The 20491-nt window shown below is 67.0% G+C and carries 20 protein-coding genes; 9 read left to right on the top strand and 11 right to left on the bottom strand.

Annotation, left to right across the window (positions count from 1 at the left end):
• Positions 1-170 precede the first annotated feature (170 nt).
• Entirely contained in the window at positions 171-2180 is a 2010-nt protein-coding gene (locus tag LJ725_RS20470; protein ID WP_230552632.1) for an aminopeptidase P family protein, read from the bottom strand.
• Between the two features lie 209 nt (positions 2181-2389).
• Between LJ725_RS20470 and LJ725_RS20465 the strand changes: the two genes are divergently transcribed.
• The gene (locus LJ725_RS20465) at positions 2390-2794 is read left to right on the top strand and encodes a DUF1127 domain-containing protein (protein ID WP_230552630.1); all 405 of its coding nucleotides are present in this window, start codon (positions 2390-2392) and stop codon (positions 2792-2794) included.
• A 68-nt stretch (positions 2795-2862) separates the two neighbouring features.
• On the opposite strand, the gene LJ725_RS20460 is transcribed toward LJ725_RS20465, so the two are convergent.
• The 5 genes from LJ725_RS20460 to LJ725_RS20440 form a co-directional block, all read right to left on the bottom strand.
• The gene (locus LJ725_RS20460) at positions 2863-3750 is read right to left on the bottom strand and encodes a 50S ribosomal protein L11 methyltransferase (RefSeq protein WP_230552628.1); all 888 of its coding nucleotides are present in this window, start codon (positions 3748-3750) and stop codon (positions 2863-2865) included.
• Between the two features lie 10 nt (positions 3751-3760).
• A complete protein-coding gene (locus LJ725_RS20455; RefSeq protein ID WP_230552626.1) occupies positions 3761-4768 on the bottom strand; it encodes an ABC transporter ATP-binding protein in 1008 nt (335 codons plus the stop codon).
• 11 nt (positions 4769-4779) lie between these two features.
• Positions 4780-6462: an ABC transporter permease gene (locus LJ725_RS20450; RefSeq protein WP_230552625.1), complete on the bottom strand. Its 1683-nt coding sequence runs from the start codon at positions 6460-6462 to the stop codon at positions 4780-4782.
• A gap of 138 nt (positions 6463-6600) precedes the next feature.
• On the bottom strand, positions 6601-7926 hold the full coding sequence (locus tag LJ725_RS20445; RefSeq protein WP_230552623.1) for an ABC transporter substrate-binding protein: 1326 nt from the start codon (positions 7924-7926) through the stop codon (positions 6601-6603).
• A 25-nt stretch (positions 7927-7951) separates the two neighbouring features.
• Positions 7952-10243: an ATP-dependent helicase gene (locus LJ725_RS20440; protein ID WP_230552621.1), complete on the bottom strand. Its 2292-nt coding sequence runs from the start codon at positions 10241-10243 to the stop codon at positions 7952-7954.
• A 146-nt stretch (positions 10244-10389) separates the two neighbouring features.
• Between LJ725_RS20440 and LJ725_RS20435 the strand changes: the two genes are divergently transcribed.
• From LJ725_RS20435 to LJ725_RS20410, 6 genes are all read left to right on the top strand, one after another.
• Positions 10390-11343, top strand: a complete 954-nt coding sequence (locus tag LJ725_RS20435; protein WP_230552620.1) for a S1C family serine protease — start codon at positions 10390-10392, stop codon at positions 11341-11343.
• Positions 11344-11422: 79 nt separating this feature from the next.
• Entirely contained in the window at positions 11423-12379 is a 957-nt protein-coding gene (locus tag LJ725_RS20430) for an MBL fold metallo-hydrolase (RefSeq protein ID WP_230552619.1), read from the top strand.
• Between the two features lie 11 nt (positions 12380-12390).
• Positions 12391-13977, top strand: coding sequence for an FAD-dependent oxidoreductase (locus LJ725_RS20425; protein WP_230552618.1), 1587 nt, complete (start codon positions 12391-12393; stop codon positions 13975-13977).
• 10 nt (positions 13978-13987) lie between these two features.
• Entirely contained in the window at positions 13988-14203 is a 216-nt protein-coding gene (locus LJ725_RS20420) for a DUF2783 domain-containing protein (RefSeq protein ID WP_230552617.1), read from the top strand.
• The gene (locus tag LJ725_RS20415) at positions 14200-14955 is read left to right on the top strand and encodes an SDR family NAD(P)-dependent oxidoreductase (RefSeq protein ID WP_230552616.1); all 756 of its coding nucleotides are present in this window, start codon (positions 14200-14202) and stop codon (positions 14953-14955) included. Before LJ725_RS20420 ends, LJ725_RS20415 begins: the two co-directional genes overlap by 4 nt.
• On the top strand, positions 14945-15451 hold the full coding sequence (locus tag LJ725_RS20410) for a GNAT family N-acetyltransferase (protein WP_230552614.1): 507 nt from the start codon (positions 14945-14947) through the stop codon (positions 15449-15451). Before LJ725_RS20415 ends, LJ725_RS20410 begins: the two co-directional genes overlap by 11 nt.
• Here LJ725_RS20410 and LJ725_RS20405 read toward each other — a convergent pair.
• Together LJ725_RS20405 and LJ725_RS20400 are read right to left on the bottom strand one after the other, a co-directional pair.
• Positions 15426-15944, bottom strand: coding sequence for a thioesterase family protein (locus tag LJ725_RS20405; RefSeq protein ID WP_230552613.1), 519 nt, complete (start codon positions 15942-15944; stop codon positions 15426-15428). The two genes, LJ725_RS20410 and LJ725_RS20405, sit on opposite strands and share 26 nt — an antisense overlap.
• An 8-nt stretch (positions 15945-15952) precedes the next feature.
• Complete coding sequence (locus LJ725_RS20400) at positions 15953-16465, bottom strand: thioesterase family protein (RefSeq protein WP_230552612.1); 513 nt, start codon at positions 16463-16465, stop codon at positions 15953-15955.
• Positions 16466-16533: 68 nt separating this feature from the next.
• Between LJ725_RS20400 and LJ725_RS20395 the strand changes: the two genes are divergently transcribed.
• A complete protein-coding gene (locus tag LJ725_RS20395) occupies positions 16534-17277 on the top strand; it encodes an SDR family NAD(P)-dependent oxidoreductase (RefSeq protein WP_230552611.1) in 744 nt (247 codons plus the stop codon).
• 130 nt (positions 17278-17407) lie between these two features.
• On the opposite strand, the gene LJ725_RS20390 is transcribed toward LJ725_RS20395, so the two are convergent.
• Together LJ725_RS20390 and LJ725_RS20385 are read right to left on the bottom strand one after the other, a co-directional pair.
• Positions 17408-18130: an alpha/beta fold hydrolase gene (locus LJ725_RS20390; protein WP_230552610.1), complete on the bottom strand. Its 723-nt coding sequence runs from the start codon at positions 18128-18130 to the stop codon at positions 17408-17410.
• Positions 18131-18709, bottom strand: coding sequence for an ankyrin repeat domain-containing protein (locus LJ725_RS20385; RefSeq protein WP_230552608.1), 579 nt, complete (start codon positions 18707-18709; stop codon positions 18131-18133).
• A 37-nt stretch (positions 18710-18746) separates the two neighbouring features.
• Between LJ725_RS20385 and LJ725_RS20380 the strand changes: the two genes are divergently transcribed.
• On the top strand, positions 18747-19769 hold the full coding sequence (locus tag LJ725_RS20380) for an NADP-dependent oxidoreductase (protein ID WP_230552606.1): 1023 nt from the start codon (positions 18747-18749) through the stop codon (positions 19767-19769).
• A gap of 36 nt (positions 19770-19805) precedes the next feature.
• On the opposite strand, the gene LJ725_RS20375 is transcribed toward LJ725_RS20380, so the two are convergent.
• Positions 19806-20390 (bottom strand): HdeD family acid-resistance protein, encoded by a 585-nt coding sequence (locus tag LJ725_RS20375; protein ID WP_230552605.1) that lies wholly within the window; start codon positions 20388-20390, stop codon positions 19806-19808.
• Positions 20391-20491 lie beyond the last annotated feature (101 nt).

The following is a 20491-nucleotide window of genomic DNA, read 5'->3' as shown; positions in this document are numbered from 1 at the left end:
AAAAAGCTGAACCGCTTCGAATTTCCAAACCATGGCCTCACCCTGAGGAGCGAACGCAGTGAGCGTCTCGACGGGTGGGAACGATCACATCGTCTGTAGCCCGTTCTTCGAGACGACCCTTCGGGCCTCCTCGGGACGAGGTGATGTGGTTCAGCTCGGCACGAAAAAGGTCAGATCGCCCGCGTCGCCTTGTCGAGCCACGTCCGCGTCTCCGCATCGACGTTCGGGCCGACCGTCTCGCGCACGCGGCGGTGATAGTCGTTGAGCCACCGCTTCTCGGCCTCGGTCAGCAGCGACGGCTCGATGCAGGCGAGATCGATCGGCGCCAGGGTGAGTGTCTCGAACTCGAGGTACTTGCGGTCGGCTCCCTCGATGTCGACTGCCTTCACGGCCACGAGGTTCTCGATGCGAATTCCGTAGGCGCCGGTCTTGTAGTAGCCGGGCTCGTTGCTGACGATCATGCCGGGCTGGAGCGCGATCGAGTTCGGCATCTTCGAGATCCGGTGCGGTCCTTCGTGCACCGACAGGTAGGCACCGACACCGTGGCCGGTGCCATGGTCGTAGTCGAGCCCGACCTGCCAGAGGGCATAGCGCGCCAATACGTCGAGCTGCGATCCGGTCGTGCCGACCGGGAAGCGTGCACTGGCCAGCGCGATATGGCCCTTGAGGACCCGCGTGAAGCGGTCGCGCATCTCGGGGGAGGGCGTGCCGATACCGACGGTGCGGGTAATGTCGGTGGTGCCGTCGCGATACTGGCCGCCGGAGTCCACAAGGTAGAGGCTGCCGGGTTCGAGCGTGCGTTCCGTGGCCTCCGACGCGCGATAGTGGACGATGGCCCCGTTCGGACCGGCACCCGAGATCGTGTCGAAGCTGAGGTCGCGCAACAGGCCGGTCTCCTGGCGCAGCGCCTGCAGCCGGTCGGACACCTCGATTTCGCGTAATACGCCGGTACCCGATTTACGGTCGAGCCAGTGGAGGAAGCGGCTCACCGCTGCGCCGTCGCGGCGATGGGCGGCGCGGATTCCCTCGAGTTCGACGGCGTTCTTGCAGGCCTTGGGGAGCGAGACGGGATCGGCGTCGCGCACGATGGACGCGCCTGCGGCCTGCAGCCGCGTCGATACCCAGTACGGGGCGGTCGAAGTCTCCACGAGGACACGCTTGCCGACCTTGCCCAGCAGGTCGAGGGCGTTGCCCAGATCCTCGGGCGGCGCCAGGGTCACCGCATTGCCCAGCCACGCCATGGTGCGGTCGGGAATCTTGCGGCGGTCCATGAAGAGGTCGACATGGCCGTCGGTGTGGATCAGCGCGAAGCCCAGGGCGAACGGGGTGCGCGGAACGTCGCCGCCGCGCACGTTCAGCAGCCAGGCGATGGAGTCAGGCGCAGTGATCAGCGCGACGTCGGCGTTCCGGGCGGTCAGCGTCGAGGCGATGCGGCCGCGCTTGCTTTCGCTGGTCTCGCCCGCGAATTCGACGGGGTGCGGCAAGACCGGTGCGAGGGGCGCCGGCGGCCGGTCGGCCCAGACGCTGTCGACGGGGTTCGATTCGACCGGCACGAAGCTGCCGCCGGCACGCTGGCAGGCTCGGGCGAAGCGGTCGTAGCCGTCGATCGTCTGCAGCCACGGATCGAAGCCCAGCCTGCCGCCCCTGGGCAGGTTGTCGGCGATCCATTGTTCGGCCGACTGCTCCGGGATCTGGTGCGGTTCGAATGCCGCGACGTCGACCTGATCGCGGACGGCCAGGGTATAGCGGCCGTCGATGAAGATCGCCGCCTTGTCGGCCAAGACGATGGCGAGACCGGCCGAGCCACTGAACCCCGTCAGCCAGCCCAGACGCTGCGAGCGGCGCGGCACGTACTCGCCCTGGTGCTCGTCGGCGCGCGGCACGACGAATCCGTCGAGGCCCCGTCGCTTCAGTTCCGCACGCAGGTCGGCCAGCCGGGAGGCCGGGGCCGGGCTTGCGTCCAATCCGTCTTCGCCGGCGGCCAGTGCTGCCCGCCAGGCAGTCAGCGCCCTGGTCATTTCGGCGTCAGGCGCGGAATCGACCAGTTCAATCCATTCCGGACCGGACAGGCTTTCGGGGGCGGCGGCCACCCCGCGCATCAGCGAATCGAGGGCGGCCGGGTCGGTGGTGCGGCCATGCTTGCGGAGTAGGGCCAACACATCGTCTGGAGCAGAAGTCATGATTCCGCGACCCTACGCGGGGCGGTCAGGACAGGCAAATTGAGCAATTTCTGTTCTTTCGCACGTGCGAAATGCTAAATTATAGTCCGCCATGCGTTCAGTGCATATCGAACCTTCAGGCTCTGCACTTATTGTTGCAACTCAAGGCTCTATATTTGCTGAGTGCGATGCAGCATCGACTTTCGCATCGCACAATAAAGGAGAGACTCATGATGACCCAGCCGATTCGGACCTTTAAGGATCTGACCAGCGAAACTGCGCCGGCGGGGGGAAACGCGAATTCCAAGTTCGGCCTCACCGTCGACCGACGCGTCATCGAGCTGCGGGCCCGCTATGCCCGCGCCGAAATGCTGGCCAACGGCCTCGGTGACGCAATCCTGTGGCTCGGCCGTCAGTACGGCCGCCTTACCGCCGGGATCAAGGCCGACCTGAAGCTGCGCGCCGCCGAGGCCCAGCTGCATCGCATGACGGACCGCGAACTGGCCGACCTCGGCCTGTGCCGGGCGGACATCGACTTCGCGGTGCGCGAGGCGGCCGAAGGCGTGACCCCGGCATTCGACCATGTCGCCGCCCCGGTCACCGCGGCCAACCAGAACCTGCGCCGCGCGGCGTAGCCGACTGTAGAGTAGCGTAAGCGTAAGCGTACGAGGGCCGGCGAAAGCCGGCCCTTTCGCTTTGTGCCTCAGCTCCGCCGCAGAACCAGACTGCGCCACCAGGCGCCGCCTGTCTCCCGGTCGATCCGGCGCTCGAAAACGAAACCGCGGCTGCCGTAGGTCGCGAGGATGCTGGCTGCCTGCTCCACCAGCAGGCCGCTCAGCAGCACGCGCCCGCCCGGACGGACCGAGCCGGCGAAAGTGTCCGCCAGGTCGAGCAAGGGCCCCGCCAGGATATTGGCGACGATCAGGTCGTAGGGCGCGCGGCCGGAAAGCTGAGGGGCCTGCAGGCCCGAGGAAACGAAGAAGGAGCAAAGCTCGGGAACGCCGTTCAGTCCTGCGTTCTCCTGCGCGACCTCGACCGCTTCGGCGTCGTTGTCCCCGCCGATGACCGGCCGCTGCCAGAGCTTGGCCATGGCGATTGCGAGGATTCCGCTGCCGCAGCCGACATCGACGGCGTTCTGCGTCTCTGCCGGATCGAGTGAGGCCAGCATCTCCAGGCAGCCGCGCGTCGTGGCGTGCGTGCCGGTGCCGAAGGCGAGGCCGGCGTCGATGCGCAGGGGCAGCAGGCCGGCGGGGCGGCCCTCGCCGACATGCGAGGGGTGGACCCAGAAGGGGCCGACGGAAAAGGGCCGGAACGAGCGCTGGTTCTCGGCCACCCAGTCGATGTCGGGCAGCGCTTCCCAGCGCCAGTCCGGTACGGGCACGCCGAGGGCCTGTGCGGCGGCCTCGATCGCCGCCGTCACCAGCGCCTCCTCGCCCTCACCGAACACGTCGATGCGCCACGGGCCGTCGCGCGACACCTCGCAGCTCGCGACGATGAAGCCATCTTCACTCAGCCGTTCTTCCAGGAGCGTTTCCCAGGCGGCGCGCTCGGCCGCCGGAGCGACGAAGCCTGCCTTGCGTACGGTGCTCATTTCAGTGCGCTCATGCCGGCAGGAAGAGCATGCGCCGGGGGGGCAAGTCCACGCCCACTTGGTCGCCGACGCTGCGCAGCTCGCTGCCGGACTGGAACGGCGTCTCGATCAGGACTTCGCTCTCGCCCAGACGCACCCCATAGCGCACGGTCGCGCCGAGGAATTCGCGGTGGGTGACCGGGCCGCGCAACGCCGCGCTCTCGGGCGCGGACAGGGCGGCATGCTGGGGCCTGAATACCAGGCGCTTGCCCGGTGGAATGGGCACGCCCGACTTCTCGTCGAGGATGTTGGCCGAGCCCAGGAAGTTCGCCACGAACAGGTTGGCCGGATGCTCGTAGAGCTCCATCGGCGTGCCGACCTGCTGGATCTTTCCGCCGTCCATCACCGCGATGCGGTCGCAGATCGTGTTGGCTTCCTCCTGGTCGTGGGTGACGAAGATGGTGGTGAGGCCGAGCCGTTGCTGCAGCGCGCGCAGTTCGCGACGCACGCTGACGCGCATCTTTGCGTCGAGATTGGACAGCGGCTCGTCGAGCAGGAGCACCTTGGGCTCGATGGCGATGGTGCGCGCCACGGCGACGCGCTGCTGCTGGCCCCCCGAGAGTTGCGCGGGCCGGCGCTCGGCGAAGGCGGAGAGGCCGACCAGTTCGAGCGCCTGTGCGACCCGGCGGTCGATCTCGCCGCGCGGCAGGCGGCGCTCCTCCAGACCGAAGGCGACGTTCTTCGCCACCGTCATGTGCGGCCACAGCGCGTAGCTCTGGAACACCATGCCGACGTCGCGCTTCCACGGCGGCAGCGGCGCCACGTCCTGGCCGTCGAGCAGCACCTGGCCGGTCTGTGCCTGGGCGAAACCCGCGATCAGCCTGAGAAGGGTGGTCTTGCCGCAACCGGACGGGCCGAGGAACGCGAAGAACTCGCCGGGCCGGATCGAGAGCGCGATGTCCTTCAGCACGTGGGTCGACCCGTAGGAGAGGTTGACCCCGCTGATCTCGATTCCCACGGCCCGGGCCGGTTTCGACATGGTCATGTCCATCATATATCCATGCCCCGGGCACGTTGCGAGCGGTCGACTGCGAGCTGCGACAGCCACATGCAGATCGCCACGATCAGCACGGCGATGACGCCCAGCGCCGCGCCGGCGCCGCGTCCCGCCGGCGTCTGCATCAGCACGTAGAGCCCGTAGGCCAGCGGCGCATCCGAATTGGATTGCACGAGGATCAGCACCGCCGACAGTTCGACGGCAGCGGTGGCGAAGCTGGTCACGAAGCCGGCCAGCAGACCGCCGGTCATCAGCGGGATCACGACCCGGCGCACCGTGCGCGCCTTGGTGGCACCGAGGTTCTCGGCAGCCTCTTCCAGCGAAACCGAGATCTGCTGCAGGGCCGCGTAGGCGGCGCGCAGCGCGTAGGGCAGGCGGCGGATGGCGATGGCCAGCACGATCACGATCCAGAGCGTCGCGAGCGGTGTGCCGTCGGGCAGGCTGACGCCGTAGAAGGCGCGCAGATAGCCGATGCCCAGCACCACGCCGGGCACCGCGAGCGCGGTGCTGGCAGCCCAATCGAGCCACTGCCGGCCGGGCAGGCGGGTGCGCAGCACGAGGTAGGCGATGGCGCCGCCGATCACCACGTCGATGGCGGCGGCGAGGCCGGCATAGAGCAGCGTGTTCTTGATGTAGACCGAGCTGTCGCCCAGCACGCGCGTGTAGTGGGCGAGCGTGTAGCCGTCGGGCAGGGGACTGAAGGACCAGACCGTGGCAAAGGACAGGAGCACCAGCCCGACATGCGGCGCGAGGACCAGCGCGAGGATCAGGATCACGACGGCATAGGCCAGTACCTGCTCCCGTGGCTTCAGTTGCCGCCGGGCGAGGCCGCCGCCGCCGCGCTGGGTCGTGGCGTAATCCTTGCCCTTCATGACCAGCGCCGTTGCCCACATGGTGGCCACCGCGACGAGGATCAGCACGACCGAGATCACGTAGCCCATCGGATCGTCGATGCCGATCGAGGTGATGCGCAGATAGGCCTGCGGCGCCAGCATCTCCTTGACGTTGAGCAGCAGCGGCGTCGCCACGTCGTCGAACACCTTGACGAACACCAGGCTGGCGCCGGCGATGTAGCCCGGCAACGCCAGCGGCAACGCGATGCGGCGGAACAGCCGCAGCCCGTGCGAGCCCAGGTTCTGCGCCGCCTCCTCCATGCTGCGATCGATGTTGCGCAGGGCCGCCGAGAGGTTGACCAGGATGAACGGGAAATAGTGGATGGCCTGCAGGAAGATGACCCCGTTCAGCCCTTCCATGAAGCCGATCTTGAAGTCGAACCATTCGTCGAGGAGCAGGTTGACCGAGCCGTTGCGGCCGAACAGGAGCTGCATCGCCACTGCGCCGACGAACGGCGGCATGATCAGTGGCAGGAAGCCCAGCGTCTGCACCAGCATGGCACCGCGGAACTCGAAGCGTGTCGTCAGATAGGCCAGCGGCAGCGCCAGCACAGAGGCCCAGACGACGGTCATCGCCGACACGTAGACCGAGTTCCAGAACGAGCGCACGAACAGGTCGGTGCGCCCGAAGTCGAGGAAGTTCACGAGCGTCAGCCCACCGCCGCCCTTCTCGGTGAAGGCGACGTAGACCACCGTCGCCACCGGCACGATCAGGAAGACGCCGAGGAACAGCGCGATGGCGAGTGCGAGCGCGATCTGGCCGGGCGAGCGAATCGAAGTCATTCGCTTTGCCTATAAACGAAGGAAAGGTCCTTCGCTGCGCTCAGGATGACAAACTTGCCGGGCCTGGCGCAGTGCGTCGATGCAACAAACGCTGTCATCCTGAGCGCAGCGAAGGACCCTTGAGTCATATCCGACGCACTAACGCGCCAGCTTCAGCGCCTCGTCGGCCTTGGCTTTCGCCGCGGCATACTTCTCCTTGGCGAAGGCCGCCCACTGCTGTTCCAGTTCGGCCTGGCGCGACGACTTTTCCTTTCCGCCGGTGAAGGCGGCCTTGATCTCGGGCGAGGCGGCTTGGGCCTCGGTGATCGGCATGGCGGCGATCAGGTCGCGGGCTTCCTTGGCGAGGGCGCGGGCCTGGGCATTGTCCTTCTTCTTCAGCGCCGCATCGACCTCGTGCAGCACCTTGGTCACGGCCTTCAGCGGCTCGAGCTGGAAGGTGATGAGCTGGTCGAACAGCGTGTCGACCGCCGCGGTACGGCCTTCCGACAATTCGGCGTTGAAGGTGAGCAACCCCTGGAGGTTCTTGTCCTTGAACGGATTGGGATAGTCCGCCGGCGCCTTGGCGTAGGTCTCCGGGCGCACCGGTAGGCGGCGGATCGTCGGCTCCAGCAGCACCTCCTGGCCGGTGGGCGAGAGCAGGAACTCGATGAAGGCCTCGGCGCCCGCCTTGTTCGGCGCGTTGGCAACGACGGCGACATTGGCCGGCACCAAGGTCGTCACAGACGGATAGACGAACTTCACCGGGAAGCCCGCGCCCTGCGAGGAGAAGGCAAAGAAATCGATCACGATGCCATAGCCGACCTGGCCCGAGTTCACGGCTTCCGGCACGCCGAACGAGCGGTCGGTTACGGTACGCAGGTTGCCGGCGATGTCCTTGGTCGTGCGCCAGCCTTTGTCCCAGCCCTCCCCCTGCAGGATCGTCTCGATCGTGAGATGCGTCGTGCCCGAGCGCGACGGCGCGGATATCGACACATGGTCGAAGTAGGGCGCCTGCGCGAGGTCCTGCCATTCCTTGGGCGTCGGCAGCTTGTTGGCCTTTACGTAGCGCTCGTTCCACATGATGCCGTAGCCCGAGGCGGCGAAGCCTGAATAGAAGCCGTCCTTGTCGTTGACCGGATAGGAGCCGACCTTCTCGGCGATGCCCGTCGCCTTGGGCTTGTAGGCGCTGAGCAGCTTCTTGCCCTTCAGCACCTCGAAGGCGTCCGGTGCGGAGGCCCAGAACAGGTCGACCTGGTTGTTGCCCTTGGTTTCCTCGATGAACTTCACGCCGGCATTGGTGTTGCGGTTCTGCACCTCAAGCGTGGCGCCGGGCACGGCCTTCTCGAACGCCTTCTTGATCGGGTCGGTGACGTCTTTGGAGAAGGAGGTCACGACCGTCACCTTGCCGGTCTGCGCAAAGGCGGCGCCGGAAGCGAGCACGAGACCCAGGGCCGAGCCGAGGACGAGGGCAGAGCGGCGGAACATGGCGTTTCTCTCCTGTAGCTTCTGATCAGGCTGCTTCGATGAAACTGTCGAGCACCTTCTTCGAACCGGCTTTCTCGAATTCTATGTCGAGCTTGTTGCCGTCGACGGCGACGATGCGACCGTAGCCGAACTTCTGATGGAAGACGCGCTGGCCGATGCTGAGATCGACCCGGTCGCCGTCGATGGCGCGACGGTCATCGGCGGTCTCGTCACGGTAGCGGCCGCGCCGGCCGGAGACGCCGAGGCTCTCGTATTCGAAGCCGCTGGCGTGGTCGCGCAGGCCGCCGTGATGGCCGGCGGAATAGGTCGCGTAGAGGCCGGCGTCGCTGCTTTCGGCGAGCTGGGCGGGCGGCAGCTCGCGCAGGAAGCGCGAGGGGATGGCGGCCTGCCACTGGTTGAAGACGCGGCGATTGGCGGCGAACGACACGTAGGCGCGTTTGCGTGCCCGGGTGAGGCCGACATAGGCCAGCCGACGCTCTTCCTCGAGCCCGGCAGCGCCCTTCTCGTCGAGCGCGCGCTGGTTGGGGAACAGGCCTTCCTCCCAGCCCGGCAGGAACACGGTATCGAACTCGAGCCCCTTGGCGGCGTGCAGGGTCATCACGCTCACCATGTCGGTATCGTCGCGGGACGCCATGTCGGTGAGCAGGGCCACGTGCTCCATGAACGCCGGCAGGGAGTCGAATTCCTGCAGGGCGTTCACCAGCTCCTTCAGGTTCTCCAGCCGGCCCTCGGCCTCGGGTGAGCGGTCGATGCGCAGCATGTCGGTGTAGCCCGACTCTTCGAGGATCGTTTCGACGACTTCGACATGGCTCATGCCGTCGAGCATGGCGCGCCACCGCTCGAAATTGCGGATCAGGTCGCCCAGCGACTTGCGCGGCCGTGCCTTCAGTTCGTCCGTCTCGAGCGCGCGCCGCGTCGCCTCGAACAGCGAGATCTTCTGGGTGCGCTGGATCAGGCGCAGCGTGCGCAGGGCCGATTCGCCCAGGCCCCGGCGCGGCGTATTGTAGATTCGCTCGAAGGCGAGATCGTCGTCGTGCTGGATGGTGACGCGGCAATAGGCCAGCGCGTCGCGGATTTCCTGGCGCTCGTAGAAGCGCGGGCCGCCGATCACGCGATAGGGCAGGCCCATGGTGATGAACCGTTCCTCGAACTCGCGGGTCTGGAAGCCGGCGCGGACCAGAATGGCGATCTGCGACAGCTTGTGCTTGTCGCGCTGCAGGGCCTCGATCTCCTCGCCGATGGTGCGCGCTTCCTCGTCGCCGTCCCAGACGCCGCGCAGCGAGATGCGCTCGCCTTCCTTGGCGTCGGTCCACAACGTCTTCCCGAGCCGGCCCTCGTTGTGGGAAATGAGATGCGAGGCGGCCGCCAGTATGTGCGGCGTCGAACGATAGTTGCGCTCCAGCCGCACGATGGTGGCGTCGGGAAAATCCTTCTCGAAGCGCAGGATGTTGCCGACCTCGGCGCCGCGCCAGCCATAGATCGACTGGTCGTCGTCGCCGACGCAGCAGACGTTCGGGGTGCCCTGCGCCAGCAGTCGCAGCCAGAGATACTGCGCGACGTTGGTGTCCTGATACTCGTCGACCAGGATGTGGCGGAAGCGGCGGTGATAGATGGCGAGGATGTCCGGATGCTTCTGCCACAGCGTGACGCAGTGCATCACCAGGTCGCCGAAATCGACCGCATTCACCTCGGCGAGGCGTTCCTGGTACTGGCGGTAGATGTCGGCGGCCTTCCCGCTGGCGAACTCGCCCGCGTCGTCGCCCGTGACCTTTTCCGGCGGCAGGGCGCGGTCCTTCCAGCGCTGGATGATCCCGGAGAGGATCCGCGCCGGCCATTTCTTGTCGTCGATCCCCTCGGCCTGCAGAAGCTGCTTGATGAGCCGCGTCTGGTCGTCGGTGTCGAGAATGGTGAAATTGCTCTTGAGCCCGATCAGCTCGGCATGGCGGCGCAGCACGCGCACGCCGATGGCGTGGAAGGTGCCGAGCCACATGCCGTCCGCCGCGCCGCCGATCAGGCTCGCCACGCGATCGAGCATTTCGCGGGCGGCCTTGTTGGTGAAGGTCACGGCGAGGATCTGCGAGGTCCGGGTCTGCCCGGTGAGCAGCAGATGGGCGATGCGGGTCGTCAGCACGCGGGTCTTGCCCGTGCCGGCACCGGCCAACACCAGCAGGGGCCCGCCAGCGTGCGTTACCGCCTGCCGCTGCTCGGTGTTCAATCCCTCGAGATGGGCCGTGGGCGCGACGGCGCGCCTCGCCGGGACCGGATCGGCCGGCGCGGGGTCATCGGTGATTTCGAACGGATCGGCGGGGGGCGCCATGAACCGTCATATAGCAATCGGGGCGGCGGACGCCTATCTTTGAGACTGTGGACGCGCTTGGTGCGCGCGGAGGTGTGCGGATGGCCCGAGGGTTGAACGGTTCCGCCAATGGTGCAGGCCACTGGCCGCCTCCCGGGGAGGAGGGCGTGATCGCCCGGACTCCCGGCGGAGGCTCGAACCTGCCGTTGCCGGTATCGGAAGTGCTGTCCTCCGTGGTCGGCGTTAAGACGACGATTCCCGAGACCCGCCGCTCCGCCCAGACTTTGGGCACGGAGCGTGAAGGCCACGGCATCGTGGTCGACGAGGATGGCCTGATTCTCACGATCGGCTACCTCATCATGGAAGCCGACACCGTCACGATCACCGATATCGATGGAAACGAACTCCCGGCCCGAATCGTGGGCTACGACTACGAAAGCGGGTTCGGCCTCGTGCGGACCGAGGAGCCGATCCGGCTGAAGCCGATGCGCTTCGGCGACTCCGACAGTCTGACCCTGCGCGCCGAGGCCTACGTGGCCGGGCTGGGCGGCGAGAAGGCGGCGCTTAAGGTCAAGGTCGCCGGCCGCCGCGAATTCGCGGGCTATTGGGAATATCTGCTCGACAGCGCCATCTTCACCGTGCCCGCCTATCCGCTGTGGGGCGGGTCGGCGCTGATCAGCCTGCAGGGCGAACTGCTGGGCGTGGGCTCGCTGCTGGTTCAGGAGGCGCTCGGTCCCGGCTCGCCCGCCTTTCCGGGCAACATGTACGTGCCGATCAACCGTCTGAAGCCGATCTTCGACGAACTCGTCGCCCATGGACGGCTTTCGACGCCGCCGCGCCCGTGGCTTGGCATCTACACCGTGGAACATATGGGCCAGCTCGTGGTCGGCGGCATCTCCGAAGGCGGACCCGCCGACAAGGCCGGGCTGCAGCGCGGCGATATCCTGCATGCGCTGAACGGCGAGGTGCTCGACGACGTGGCCGACTTCTATCGCAAGCTCTGGGCGATCGGCCCGGCCGGCTCCGTGGTGAAGCTCAAGATGGAGCGCGACAGCGACACTTTCGACGTGACGGTCCGGACGGGCGACCGTGGCGGGTACCACAAGTACGTCGATGATTGATCGCCCTGTGCACAGCCTCGCTTTGACTTCCCGGCCGGCCGCTGCATAGGGTCACGCCAACCAGAACGGGGGAGTATCGATGGCCAAGGCGTTTGCCTCACAAGCGGATATGACGGACAAGAAGATCACCTTCAGCCGCCTGTCCGAGCACGCCTATGCTTTCACGGCCGAAGGCGATCCCAATACCGGCATCGTCGTCGGCGACGACGCGGTGATGGTGATCGATGCCCAGGCGACGCCGAAAATGGCCGAGCAGGTGATCGAGCGCATCCGCACCGTTACCGACAAGCCCATCAAGTACGTGGTGCTCACGCACTACCACGCCGTGCGCGTGCTCGGTGCCAGCGGATACAGTCCCGAACACATCATATGCAGCGAGGCGACGCGCGAGATGATCGTCGAGCGCGGCGCCCAGGACTACAAGTCCGAGCTGCAGCGCTTTCCGCGCCTCTTCCAGGCGGCCGAAACCATTCCCGGACTGACCTGGCCCACCATCACCTTCAACGACCGCATGACCCTGTGGCTGGGCAAGCTGCAGGTCGACATCATCCATGCCGGCCGCGGCCATACCAAGGGCGACACCATCGTCTGGCTGCCCGAGGAGCGGACCCTTTTCAGCGGCGATCTGGTCGAGTACGGTGCCACGCCCTATTGCGGCGACGCCCACTACAAGGACTGGCCGCAGACCCTGCAGAAGCTGCGCGATCTCCGGCCGGAAGCGCTGGTGCCGGGCCGTGGCGACGCGCTGATCGGCGAAGGACCCGTCGAGGAAGGAATCGCGGGAACGCAGGCCTTCCTCAGCGAACTCTATCAGGCGGTCGCGAAGAGCGCGGAGGCCGGCGATTCGCTGAAGCAGGCCTACGACAAGGCGATGGCCGCGCTGCAGCCGCGCTACGGCAACTGGGTCATCTTCGAGCACTGCATGCCCTTCGACGTGAGCCGCGCCTACGACGAGGCCAAGGGTCTCGACCATCCGCGCATCTGGACCGCCGAACGCGACATAGAGATGTGGGCGGCGCTCGAAAAGGGCGCCTGATCCGCTTCCCGATGGGGTCGTACGAATACCGGCACTACCCGTACACCCGGCCCGCCGAACTCGACGGCGGGGGCGGACGACGGCCGGTCGTGATCGTGGGGGCTGGCATGGCTGGCCCTACGCTGGCGCTGGCGCTGGCCCAGCGCGGCGTGCCCTCGGTGGTGCTCGACGAGGACGACACGGTGAGTCTCGGCAGCCGCTCGATCTGCCAGGCCAAGCACAGTCTCGAGATCTGGGACCGCTTCGGTGTCGCGTCCCGAATGGTGGAGAAGGGCATCACCTGGGAGCAGGGCGAACTCTATCTTCACGACAAGCCGGTCTTCCGCTTCAACCTGCAGCCCGAGCCCGGCCACAAGTTCCCGGCCTTCGTGAACCTGCAGCAGTACTACGTGGAGGAGTATCTCTACGATCGTTGCCTCTCCGAGCCTCTGGTCGAGCTGCGCTTCCGGAACAAGGTGGTGGCGGTCACACCGGACGGTGAGGGCGTCGCTGTCGAAGTCGAGACGCCGGACGGGCGCTACACGCTCGGCGCGGACTGGCTGGTCGCGTGCGATGGCGTCCGCAGCACCGTGCGCCACCTGTTGAATCTTCCCTATCCCGGCGAGGTCTTCCACGACCGGTTCCTGATCGCCGACATCAGGCTCCTGAGCGAACTGCCCAAGGAGCGGCGCTTTTGGTTCTACCCGCCGTTCCATCCAACGAATTCGGTCCTTCTGCATCGCCAGGCCGACAACGTGCTGCGCGTCGACTTCCAGCTCGGTCCGGACGCCGATCCGGAAGAGGAGAAGAAGCCGGAAAACATCGACCGGCGCCTGCGCCAGATGTTCGGTCCCGACGCGCGCTGGGAGCACGAATGGACCAGCGTCTACACCTTCACCTGCCGCATGATGGAGCGCTTCGTTCACGGCCGGGTAATCTTCGCGGGTGATGCCGCGCACGTCGTCTCGCCCTTCGGCGCGCGCGGCGGCAATGGTGCGATCGCCGATGTCGACAATCTCGCCTGGAAGCTGGCGATGGTGCTCGGCAAGGCCGCGCCGGCGTCGCTGCTCGACAGCTACTGCAGCGAGCGGCGTGCGGCGGCCCGCGAGAACATACTGAACTCGACCCGCAGCACCGACTTCATCACGCCGAAGTTTCCGGCCTCGCGCGCTTTCCGCGACGCCACGCTGGCACTCGCCCGCGACTTCCCCTTCGCCCGCGCGCTGATCAACAGCGGCCGGCTGTCCGTACCCACGAGCCAGGCTGGTTCGCCGCTGGACACGCCGGATGACGACACGGACTGGGCGCGGGGGCCCGCGCCGGGACAGGCGATGCTCGATGCCCCGGTGGGGCGTGAAGGCGGATCCTGGCTGGTCGACCGGCTGGGACGGGATTTCACCGTGCTCGCCTTCGCCGACCAGGACACGCCCCTTGCCGGCATCCCGCCCGGTGCGACCGGTGTGCGCATCGTGGGGGACGGGCTCGCCCGGGAGCGCTACGATGCCCGGCCCGGCACGACCTACCTGATCCGGCCCGACCGTTACGTCGCCGCGCGCTGGCGCCGCTTCGACGCGGCCGCGATCGGGGCGGCGATGCGGCGGGCCACCGGGAACGGCTGAGGAGGCGGCGATGGCCGACACGACGACCGGCGCGCTGCGCCGTACGCTCAACCTTGCGCGACCCGACGACGCCTACAACGCGATCGTCGAGGCTCATCGCGATCTCGACGATGCCCAGTGCCGTGCCTTCGACGCGCGACTGATCCTTCTGTTGGCGAATCATGTCGGTGACGAAGTGCTGTATGAAGCGCTCGCTGCCGCCCGCGAGACGATGGAGGACGCATGAAGGACACGCTCACAGGCCGGATCGCACTGGTCACCGGTGCCGGCCGCGGCAACGGCGCCGCCATTGCGCGCGGCCTGGCCGCGGCCGGCGCCCGCGTCATCGTCACCGACATCGACCTCGATGCGGCGCGCACCATCGCCGACAGCATCGTCAGGGAAGGCGGAGATGCGCGCGGCCATGCGCTCGACGTCACCGACGAGGAGAGCTGCGGCAAGCTTGCGCAGGATATCGCCCTGCTGGTCGGCCCGATCAGCATCCTGGTGAACAACGCCGGCATCTTCCTGCGCGGCGGGCTGACCGCGCCGGACGGGCGGGCGCGCTGGGAGCGCACCATGGAGGTGAATGTCCAGGGGCCGTTCAACGTCACCATGGCCTTCGTCGAGCAGCTCAAGCACACCAAGGGCAGCATCGTGAACATCGCCTCGATCAACTCGTTCGTCGCGCCGGCGGGCAGCGGCGTCTATCCGGTCTCGAAGGGCGCGATCGCCCAGTTCACGCGGGCGCTGGCCAGCGAACTGGCACCCGACGGCGTGCGCGTGAATGCTCTCGCGCCCGGCATCATCGCCACGGCCATGACGGAAGTGACGCGCGCCGATCCGAAGAAGCTGGACGGCTTCCTCGCGCACGTGCCGATGAAGCGCGTCGGCCAGCCGGAGGAACTGGCGGGTCCGGTGGTCTTCCTGTGCTCGGACGCGGCGAGCTACATCACCGGCGCCATCCTGCCGGTCGATGGAGGCTATCTTGCCGTCTGATCTGCGGACGCTCCTGGTGCGGCCGGCCACGATCGACGACGTCGACACGCTGCATCGCTTCTCGGTCGATCTCGCGACCTACGAGGACGAGCCCGATGCCGTCGGCTCGACGCCGCAGACCCTGGCGCGCGACGGCTTTGGCGAGAATCCGCAGTTCGCCGCCCTAATCGCAGAGCGCGCAGCGAAGCCCGTCGGCTTCATCCTGTACACGTTCAACTATTCCGTCTGGACCGCGGCACGCGGCATTTTCATCGAGGACATCTGGGTGATCCCGGAGGAGCGCCGCGGCGGCGTGGCGCGCGCACTGATGCGGGCCCTCGCCCGCGAATGCGTGGCCAAGGGCTACAAGCGCATCGACCTCAACGTGCTCGACTGGAACCCGGCGCGCGGTTTCTACGAGCGCCTGGGCTATCGCTGGATCCGAAACTGGCTGCCCTACCGCCTGAGCGGCGAGGCGCTGGCCGCACTCGCTAGCTCTTCTTCGAAAGGCTCATGACGCGTCCCGCCTTGGCCGGCTTGGGCAGAAGCTTGTGAGTCTCCCAGAGTGCGTCGAGGCGTTCGGTCACTGGCACCGGCCACGGGCCCGACCGCCGTGTCTGGTAGTCGATGTTCATGACGATCGTCTCGTTGGTCGCCGCCAGATAGTCCTGCTCGGCATGGTACATCTCGTGGAAGAGATGGACCTTCTTGGCGTCGCGCGCGAGGAGTTGCGTCGTGAAGCGCAGCGGCGCTCCCTCGCGCACCTCGCGGTCGTAGGTGACATGGGTCTCCAGTACGAAGGTCATGCCGAGCTTGCCATCGACGTAGCGGCGGCCCAGCCCCATGTTGCGCATGAACGCGCCGGAGGCCTGGTCGAAGGCCGCCACATAGAAGGCCACGTTCATGTGACCGTTCCAGTCGACCCATTCGGGGACAACCGTCGAGCGATGGGTGTCGAGCGGGGCGCGGGTGATCAGTTCGGGAAGCTCGTACGGCAGGGACTGAAGCATGGACGCTGTTACTTCTTCTTGATTCCGATGAGACGGCCGGCCTGGGTGGGCCGTGGGAGGGCGGCATGGGCGGCCGCAAGCTTCTCGATGCGCTCCATGGCGAAGTCCGGCCACGGCGCCGAGCGGCGGGTCTGGTAGTCGATGTTCATCAGCATCAGCTCGTTGGTGGCAGCGAGGTAGCCTTCCTTCGCGTGATACATCATGTGGATGAAGTGGAGCCGCTTGGCGTCATGGTCGAGGATCTGCGTGGTGATCCGCAGCGGATCGCCTTCCTTGACCTCGCGGTCGTAGGTCACGTGCGCCTCGAGCACGAAGGTCATGCCGATCTTGTCGCGCGTGTACTCCCAGCCGCAGCCGAACTGCTGGCAGAGCGTGTCGGTCGCCTTGTCGAAGGCCACGACGTAGTAGCCCACGTTCATGTGGCCGTTCCAGTCGATCCAGTCCGGCAGCACGGTGGCGGGATGGCGATCGAGCGGCGCCGCGAGGTCGAGATCGATCATGGGGTACGGAGCTAATTTCATGCGAGCGACCGTAGCGAAGACTCCCTGAACACCACAAGTTCGGAGCAACGGTGTTGCGAGGAGCGAACATGGCGAAGAGGACGAAGGCGGTGGTGCTGGGCGTGGGGGCCGAGCGCGGACTGGGCGCGGCGGCGAGCCGCCGCTTTGCGAAAGAGGGATACCACGTGCTCGTGGCGGGCCGGACGGGTCCGAAGATCGACAAGGTCGCGCTGGGCATTCGTAACGCCGGCGGCTCTGCCACGGCGATCGTGGTCGACGGCACCAAGGAGGAGGAGGTCGTCGCGCTGTTCGACAAGGCCATGGCGGAGGATGCGGACGGCGCGCCGGCCGATCTGCTGGTGTTCAACATGGGCAACAACGCCGCAGTCGATTTCCGCGAGATGACGGCACAGCATTTCGAGGATTCGTGGCGTGTCGGCTGCTTCGCCGGCTTCCTGTTCGGGCGGGAAGCCATGCGCCGGCTGGCGCCGCTGGGGCGCGGCACCGTGATCTTCACCGGCGCGTCGGGCTCGCTGCGCGGCCGGCCGCGATTTGCGGCGTTCAACGCGACCAAGGGCGGGCTGCGGCTGATGGTGCAGTCGATGGCGCGCGAGTTCGGTCCGCAGGGCATCCATGTCGCCCATGCCATCATCGACGGCGGCATCGAGGGCGAGCGGCTCCTCTCGCGCATGCCCGACCGCGCCGAGAAGGCCGGACCGGACGGTCTGCTCAACATCGACGCCATCGCCGACAGCTACTGGCACCTCCACCGCCAGCATCGCAGCGCCTGGACGCACGAGATCGACCTGCGGCCGTACAAGGAGCCGTTCTGACCACTCCGTCGTCCCGAGTGGAGCGCCGCAGGCGCGCAGTCGAGGGATCTCCTTTCGCTTCGACCGAGCGTGCGTCGGAAAAGCGGTCTCTCGACGTCGCTGCGCTCCGCTCGGGACGACGGGATATTGCTCAGCGCGGAATGGCCAGCAGCTCCGCCGTCACGAGATCGGGCGCGGAGATGATGCAGTTGTGGCCGGCTTCGATCGGGCGGTATCGGACGTGCGGCATCGTCTGGACCTTCTCGTGCATGCCGGCCGACACCGGATAGCGTGGCCTGGTGCAGGCGACGTAGGTCATGGGTCGCCCGTTGCCCGCCGGATTGTGCAGCGTGATCGGCTTGGTGTAGCAGGCGACCGGATGCGGCGTGAGATGGCGGTGCGTCCAGGCTGCCAGTACCGGGTCGTCGATGATCAGGCTGCCGACCGGCGCGAAGGGCAGCACCTCGGTGTCGTTCACCACCTTCATCAGCTTCTTCCGCTTGGCCACGATCTCGGGCGGGATGCGGCCGAAGATCGACTGCCCGTCGGTCGCGATACCGCCGTCGATGATGACGAGATGGCCGATCCGTTCGGGGATCCGGTCGGTGACGAGGGTGGCGATCAGGCTGCCGAAACTGTGACCGACCAGCACGATGTCGCGCAGGTCTTCCTTCTCCAGCGTGGCGATCGTGTCGGCCAGGAAGACGTCGTTGTCGAGTTCGGGCGAGAGTTCGGCCGCGCGCTCGCCGACGCCGCGAAAGGGCAGGGCGCGGGCGTCATGACCGGCGGCGCGCAGCCTTTCGACGACGAACTGGAACGACCACGCGCCCATCCAGGCGCCGGGAAGACAGACATAGGTACGGGGCTTGGTCATTCAGCGCGCACCGGCGGCCTCCAGGATCGATGCGATCTCGCGCTGGCCCCGCTGTCGTGCGTGGCCGAGCGGCGTGACGCCCTGTTTGTCGGGAAGATTGACGTCGGCGCCGCGTGCGAGGAGCAGGCGCGTGATCTTGATATAGGGTGCGCTGCCATCGCCCAGGATCACGACCTCCAGCAGGGCGGTCCAGCCGAGCCGGTTCACGTGGTTCACGTCGATCGCGGTCTTCAGCAGCTCGCGCACCGTCTCGACATGGCCGTAATGGCAGGCCGGAATGAGGGCGGTGCCGCCGTAGCGGTTGGTGCTCCGGAGGTCGGCGCCGGCCTGCAGGGTGAGCTTCAGGATTTCCAGCCGCCCGCGGGCGCCGGCCAGCAGGAAGGCGCTGTCGCGGTTTTCGTCCTGGGCATTGACGTTCGTGCCGGCGGCAATCAGGCGTCGCGCGGTCTCGACGTCGTTGCGCTGGACGGCGTCGATCAGGGCGCGCTCGTCGGCGGTGAGGGGCTGGGCGGTCACGGCGCCGCTCCATAGCAGAACCAGCAGGGAAAGGACGAGGCGCAGCGTTTCGCGGGTCTTCATGGGCGTGGTAACGTGCCGCAAACAAGCGGAGGATGCCATGGCCACCAATCGTCGCGTGCTGTTGAAGTCGCGCCCTCAGGGCGAGCCGACGCCCGCCAATTTCGAGATCGTCGACCAGCCGATCCCCGAGCCGAAGGACGGCGAATATCTCTCGCGCACCATCTGGCTGTCGCTCGATCCCTACATGCGCGGCCGCATGGCGGAGGCCAAGGGCTACGCCTCGAACGTCAATCTCGGCGACGCGATGGTCGGCGGCACGGTCGGCCAAGTGGTGAAGTCGAAGAACCCCCGCTTCAAGGAAGGCGACTATGTCGTCGAGTATGCCGGCTGGCAGAGCTACGCCTGCTCGACCGGCGACATGACCATGAAGCTCGACCCCGAGGCCGCGCCGCTCTCGACCGCCCTGTCGGTACTGGGCATGCCCGGCATGACGGCCTGGTGGGGGCTGATGGAGATTGGCAAGCCCAAGGCGGGCGAGACCGTGGTCGTCTCGGCGGCGTCCGGCGCCGTCGGTTCGGTGGTCGGCCAGCTCGCCAAGCTCCGGGGTTGCCGCGCGGTCGGCATCGCCGGTGGCAAGGACAAGTGCGACTACGTCGTGAACGAACTGGGTTTCGACGCCTGCGTCGACTATCGCGCGGCTGGCGGCAACCTGTTCAAGGAACTGCGGGCGGCGGCCCCGAAGGGCATCGACATCTACTTCGAGAATGTCGGCGGCGCGGTGCAGGCGGCGGTCGTGCCGCAACTCAATGACTTTGCGCGCGTGCCGCTCTGCGGGCTGATCTCGACCTACAACGACATGCAGATGAACCCCGGGCCCGACTGGCGCCTGCTGCTGATCAAGCGCGCCACCGTGACCGGCTTCATCGTGTCGGATCATTTCGGCCAGATGGCCGACTTCTGGAAGGAAGTGCCGACCGCGGTGAAGGCCGGCAAGATCAAGTACCGCGAGGACATCGTGAAGGGCATCGAGAACGCGCCCGAGGCCTTCATGGGGCTCCTCAAGGGCCGGAACTTCGGCAAGCTGCTGGTGCAGGTCGCCGACGATCCGACTCGGAAGTAGCCGACCCGGAAGTAGCCGACCCGGAACCAGTGCGCCTCAGGCGGCGGGACGGTTCTTCAGCGCGAGGCCCATCGTCACCCAGCCCGACCCGATGAAGATCAGGTCGATGCCGAGGAAGATGCCCAGCACGAAGAAGCTGGAGGCCGGCCACTGGGCGATGATCATCGCGCCCAGCAGCAGGGTGACGAGGCCGGAGACGACGATCCAGCCCCAGGGCTTGCCGGCCGCCTTCATGCTGAAGGCGATGAAGATGCGCAGGACGCCGCCGGCCACGAGGGCGGCGCCCAACAAGAGGGTGAGGATGGTGGCGGCGGCGAAGGGGTTCATGATGGCGATGAAGCCGGCGCCGACATAGAGCAGGCCGAGCAGCATCCAGACAGCGAACTTGCCCCAGCCCTTGACGCTGAAGGCCGCGACGATCTCGGCGGCGCCGCCCATGATCATCATGATGCCGATGATCATCACCGCCGATGCCGTGGCCGCGACCGCGCTGCCCACCGCGATGAACCCGGCGATCAGGAACACCACGCCCAGGGCGACGATCCATCCCCACTTGGCGCGCAGGACCTTCAGTCCCTCCGCGAGATTCGGGGGCAGGGGGCCGTTGGTGGAGAGGGTCATGATGTGCTCCTTCAGAGCGGAATGGACGCTGTCAGGATACACCCGCCCATTGGCACTGTCGCCGCTTGTATGGGACACTTCGCCGTCACACGAATGCAGGA

It is taken from the genome of Reyranella aquatilis (genome assembly GCF_020880995.1).
Classification (GTDB): Bacteria; Pseudomonadota; Alphaproteobacteria; order Reyranellales; family Reyranellaceae; genus Reyranella; species Reyranella aquatilis.
The sequence above is the reverse complement of the archived record's forward strand: the minus strand, read 5'-3'. Positions and strand labels throughout refer to the sequence as shown.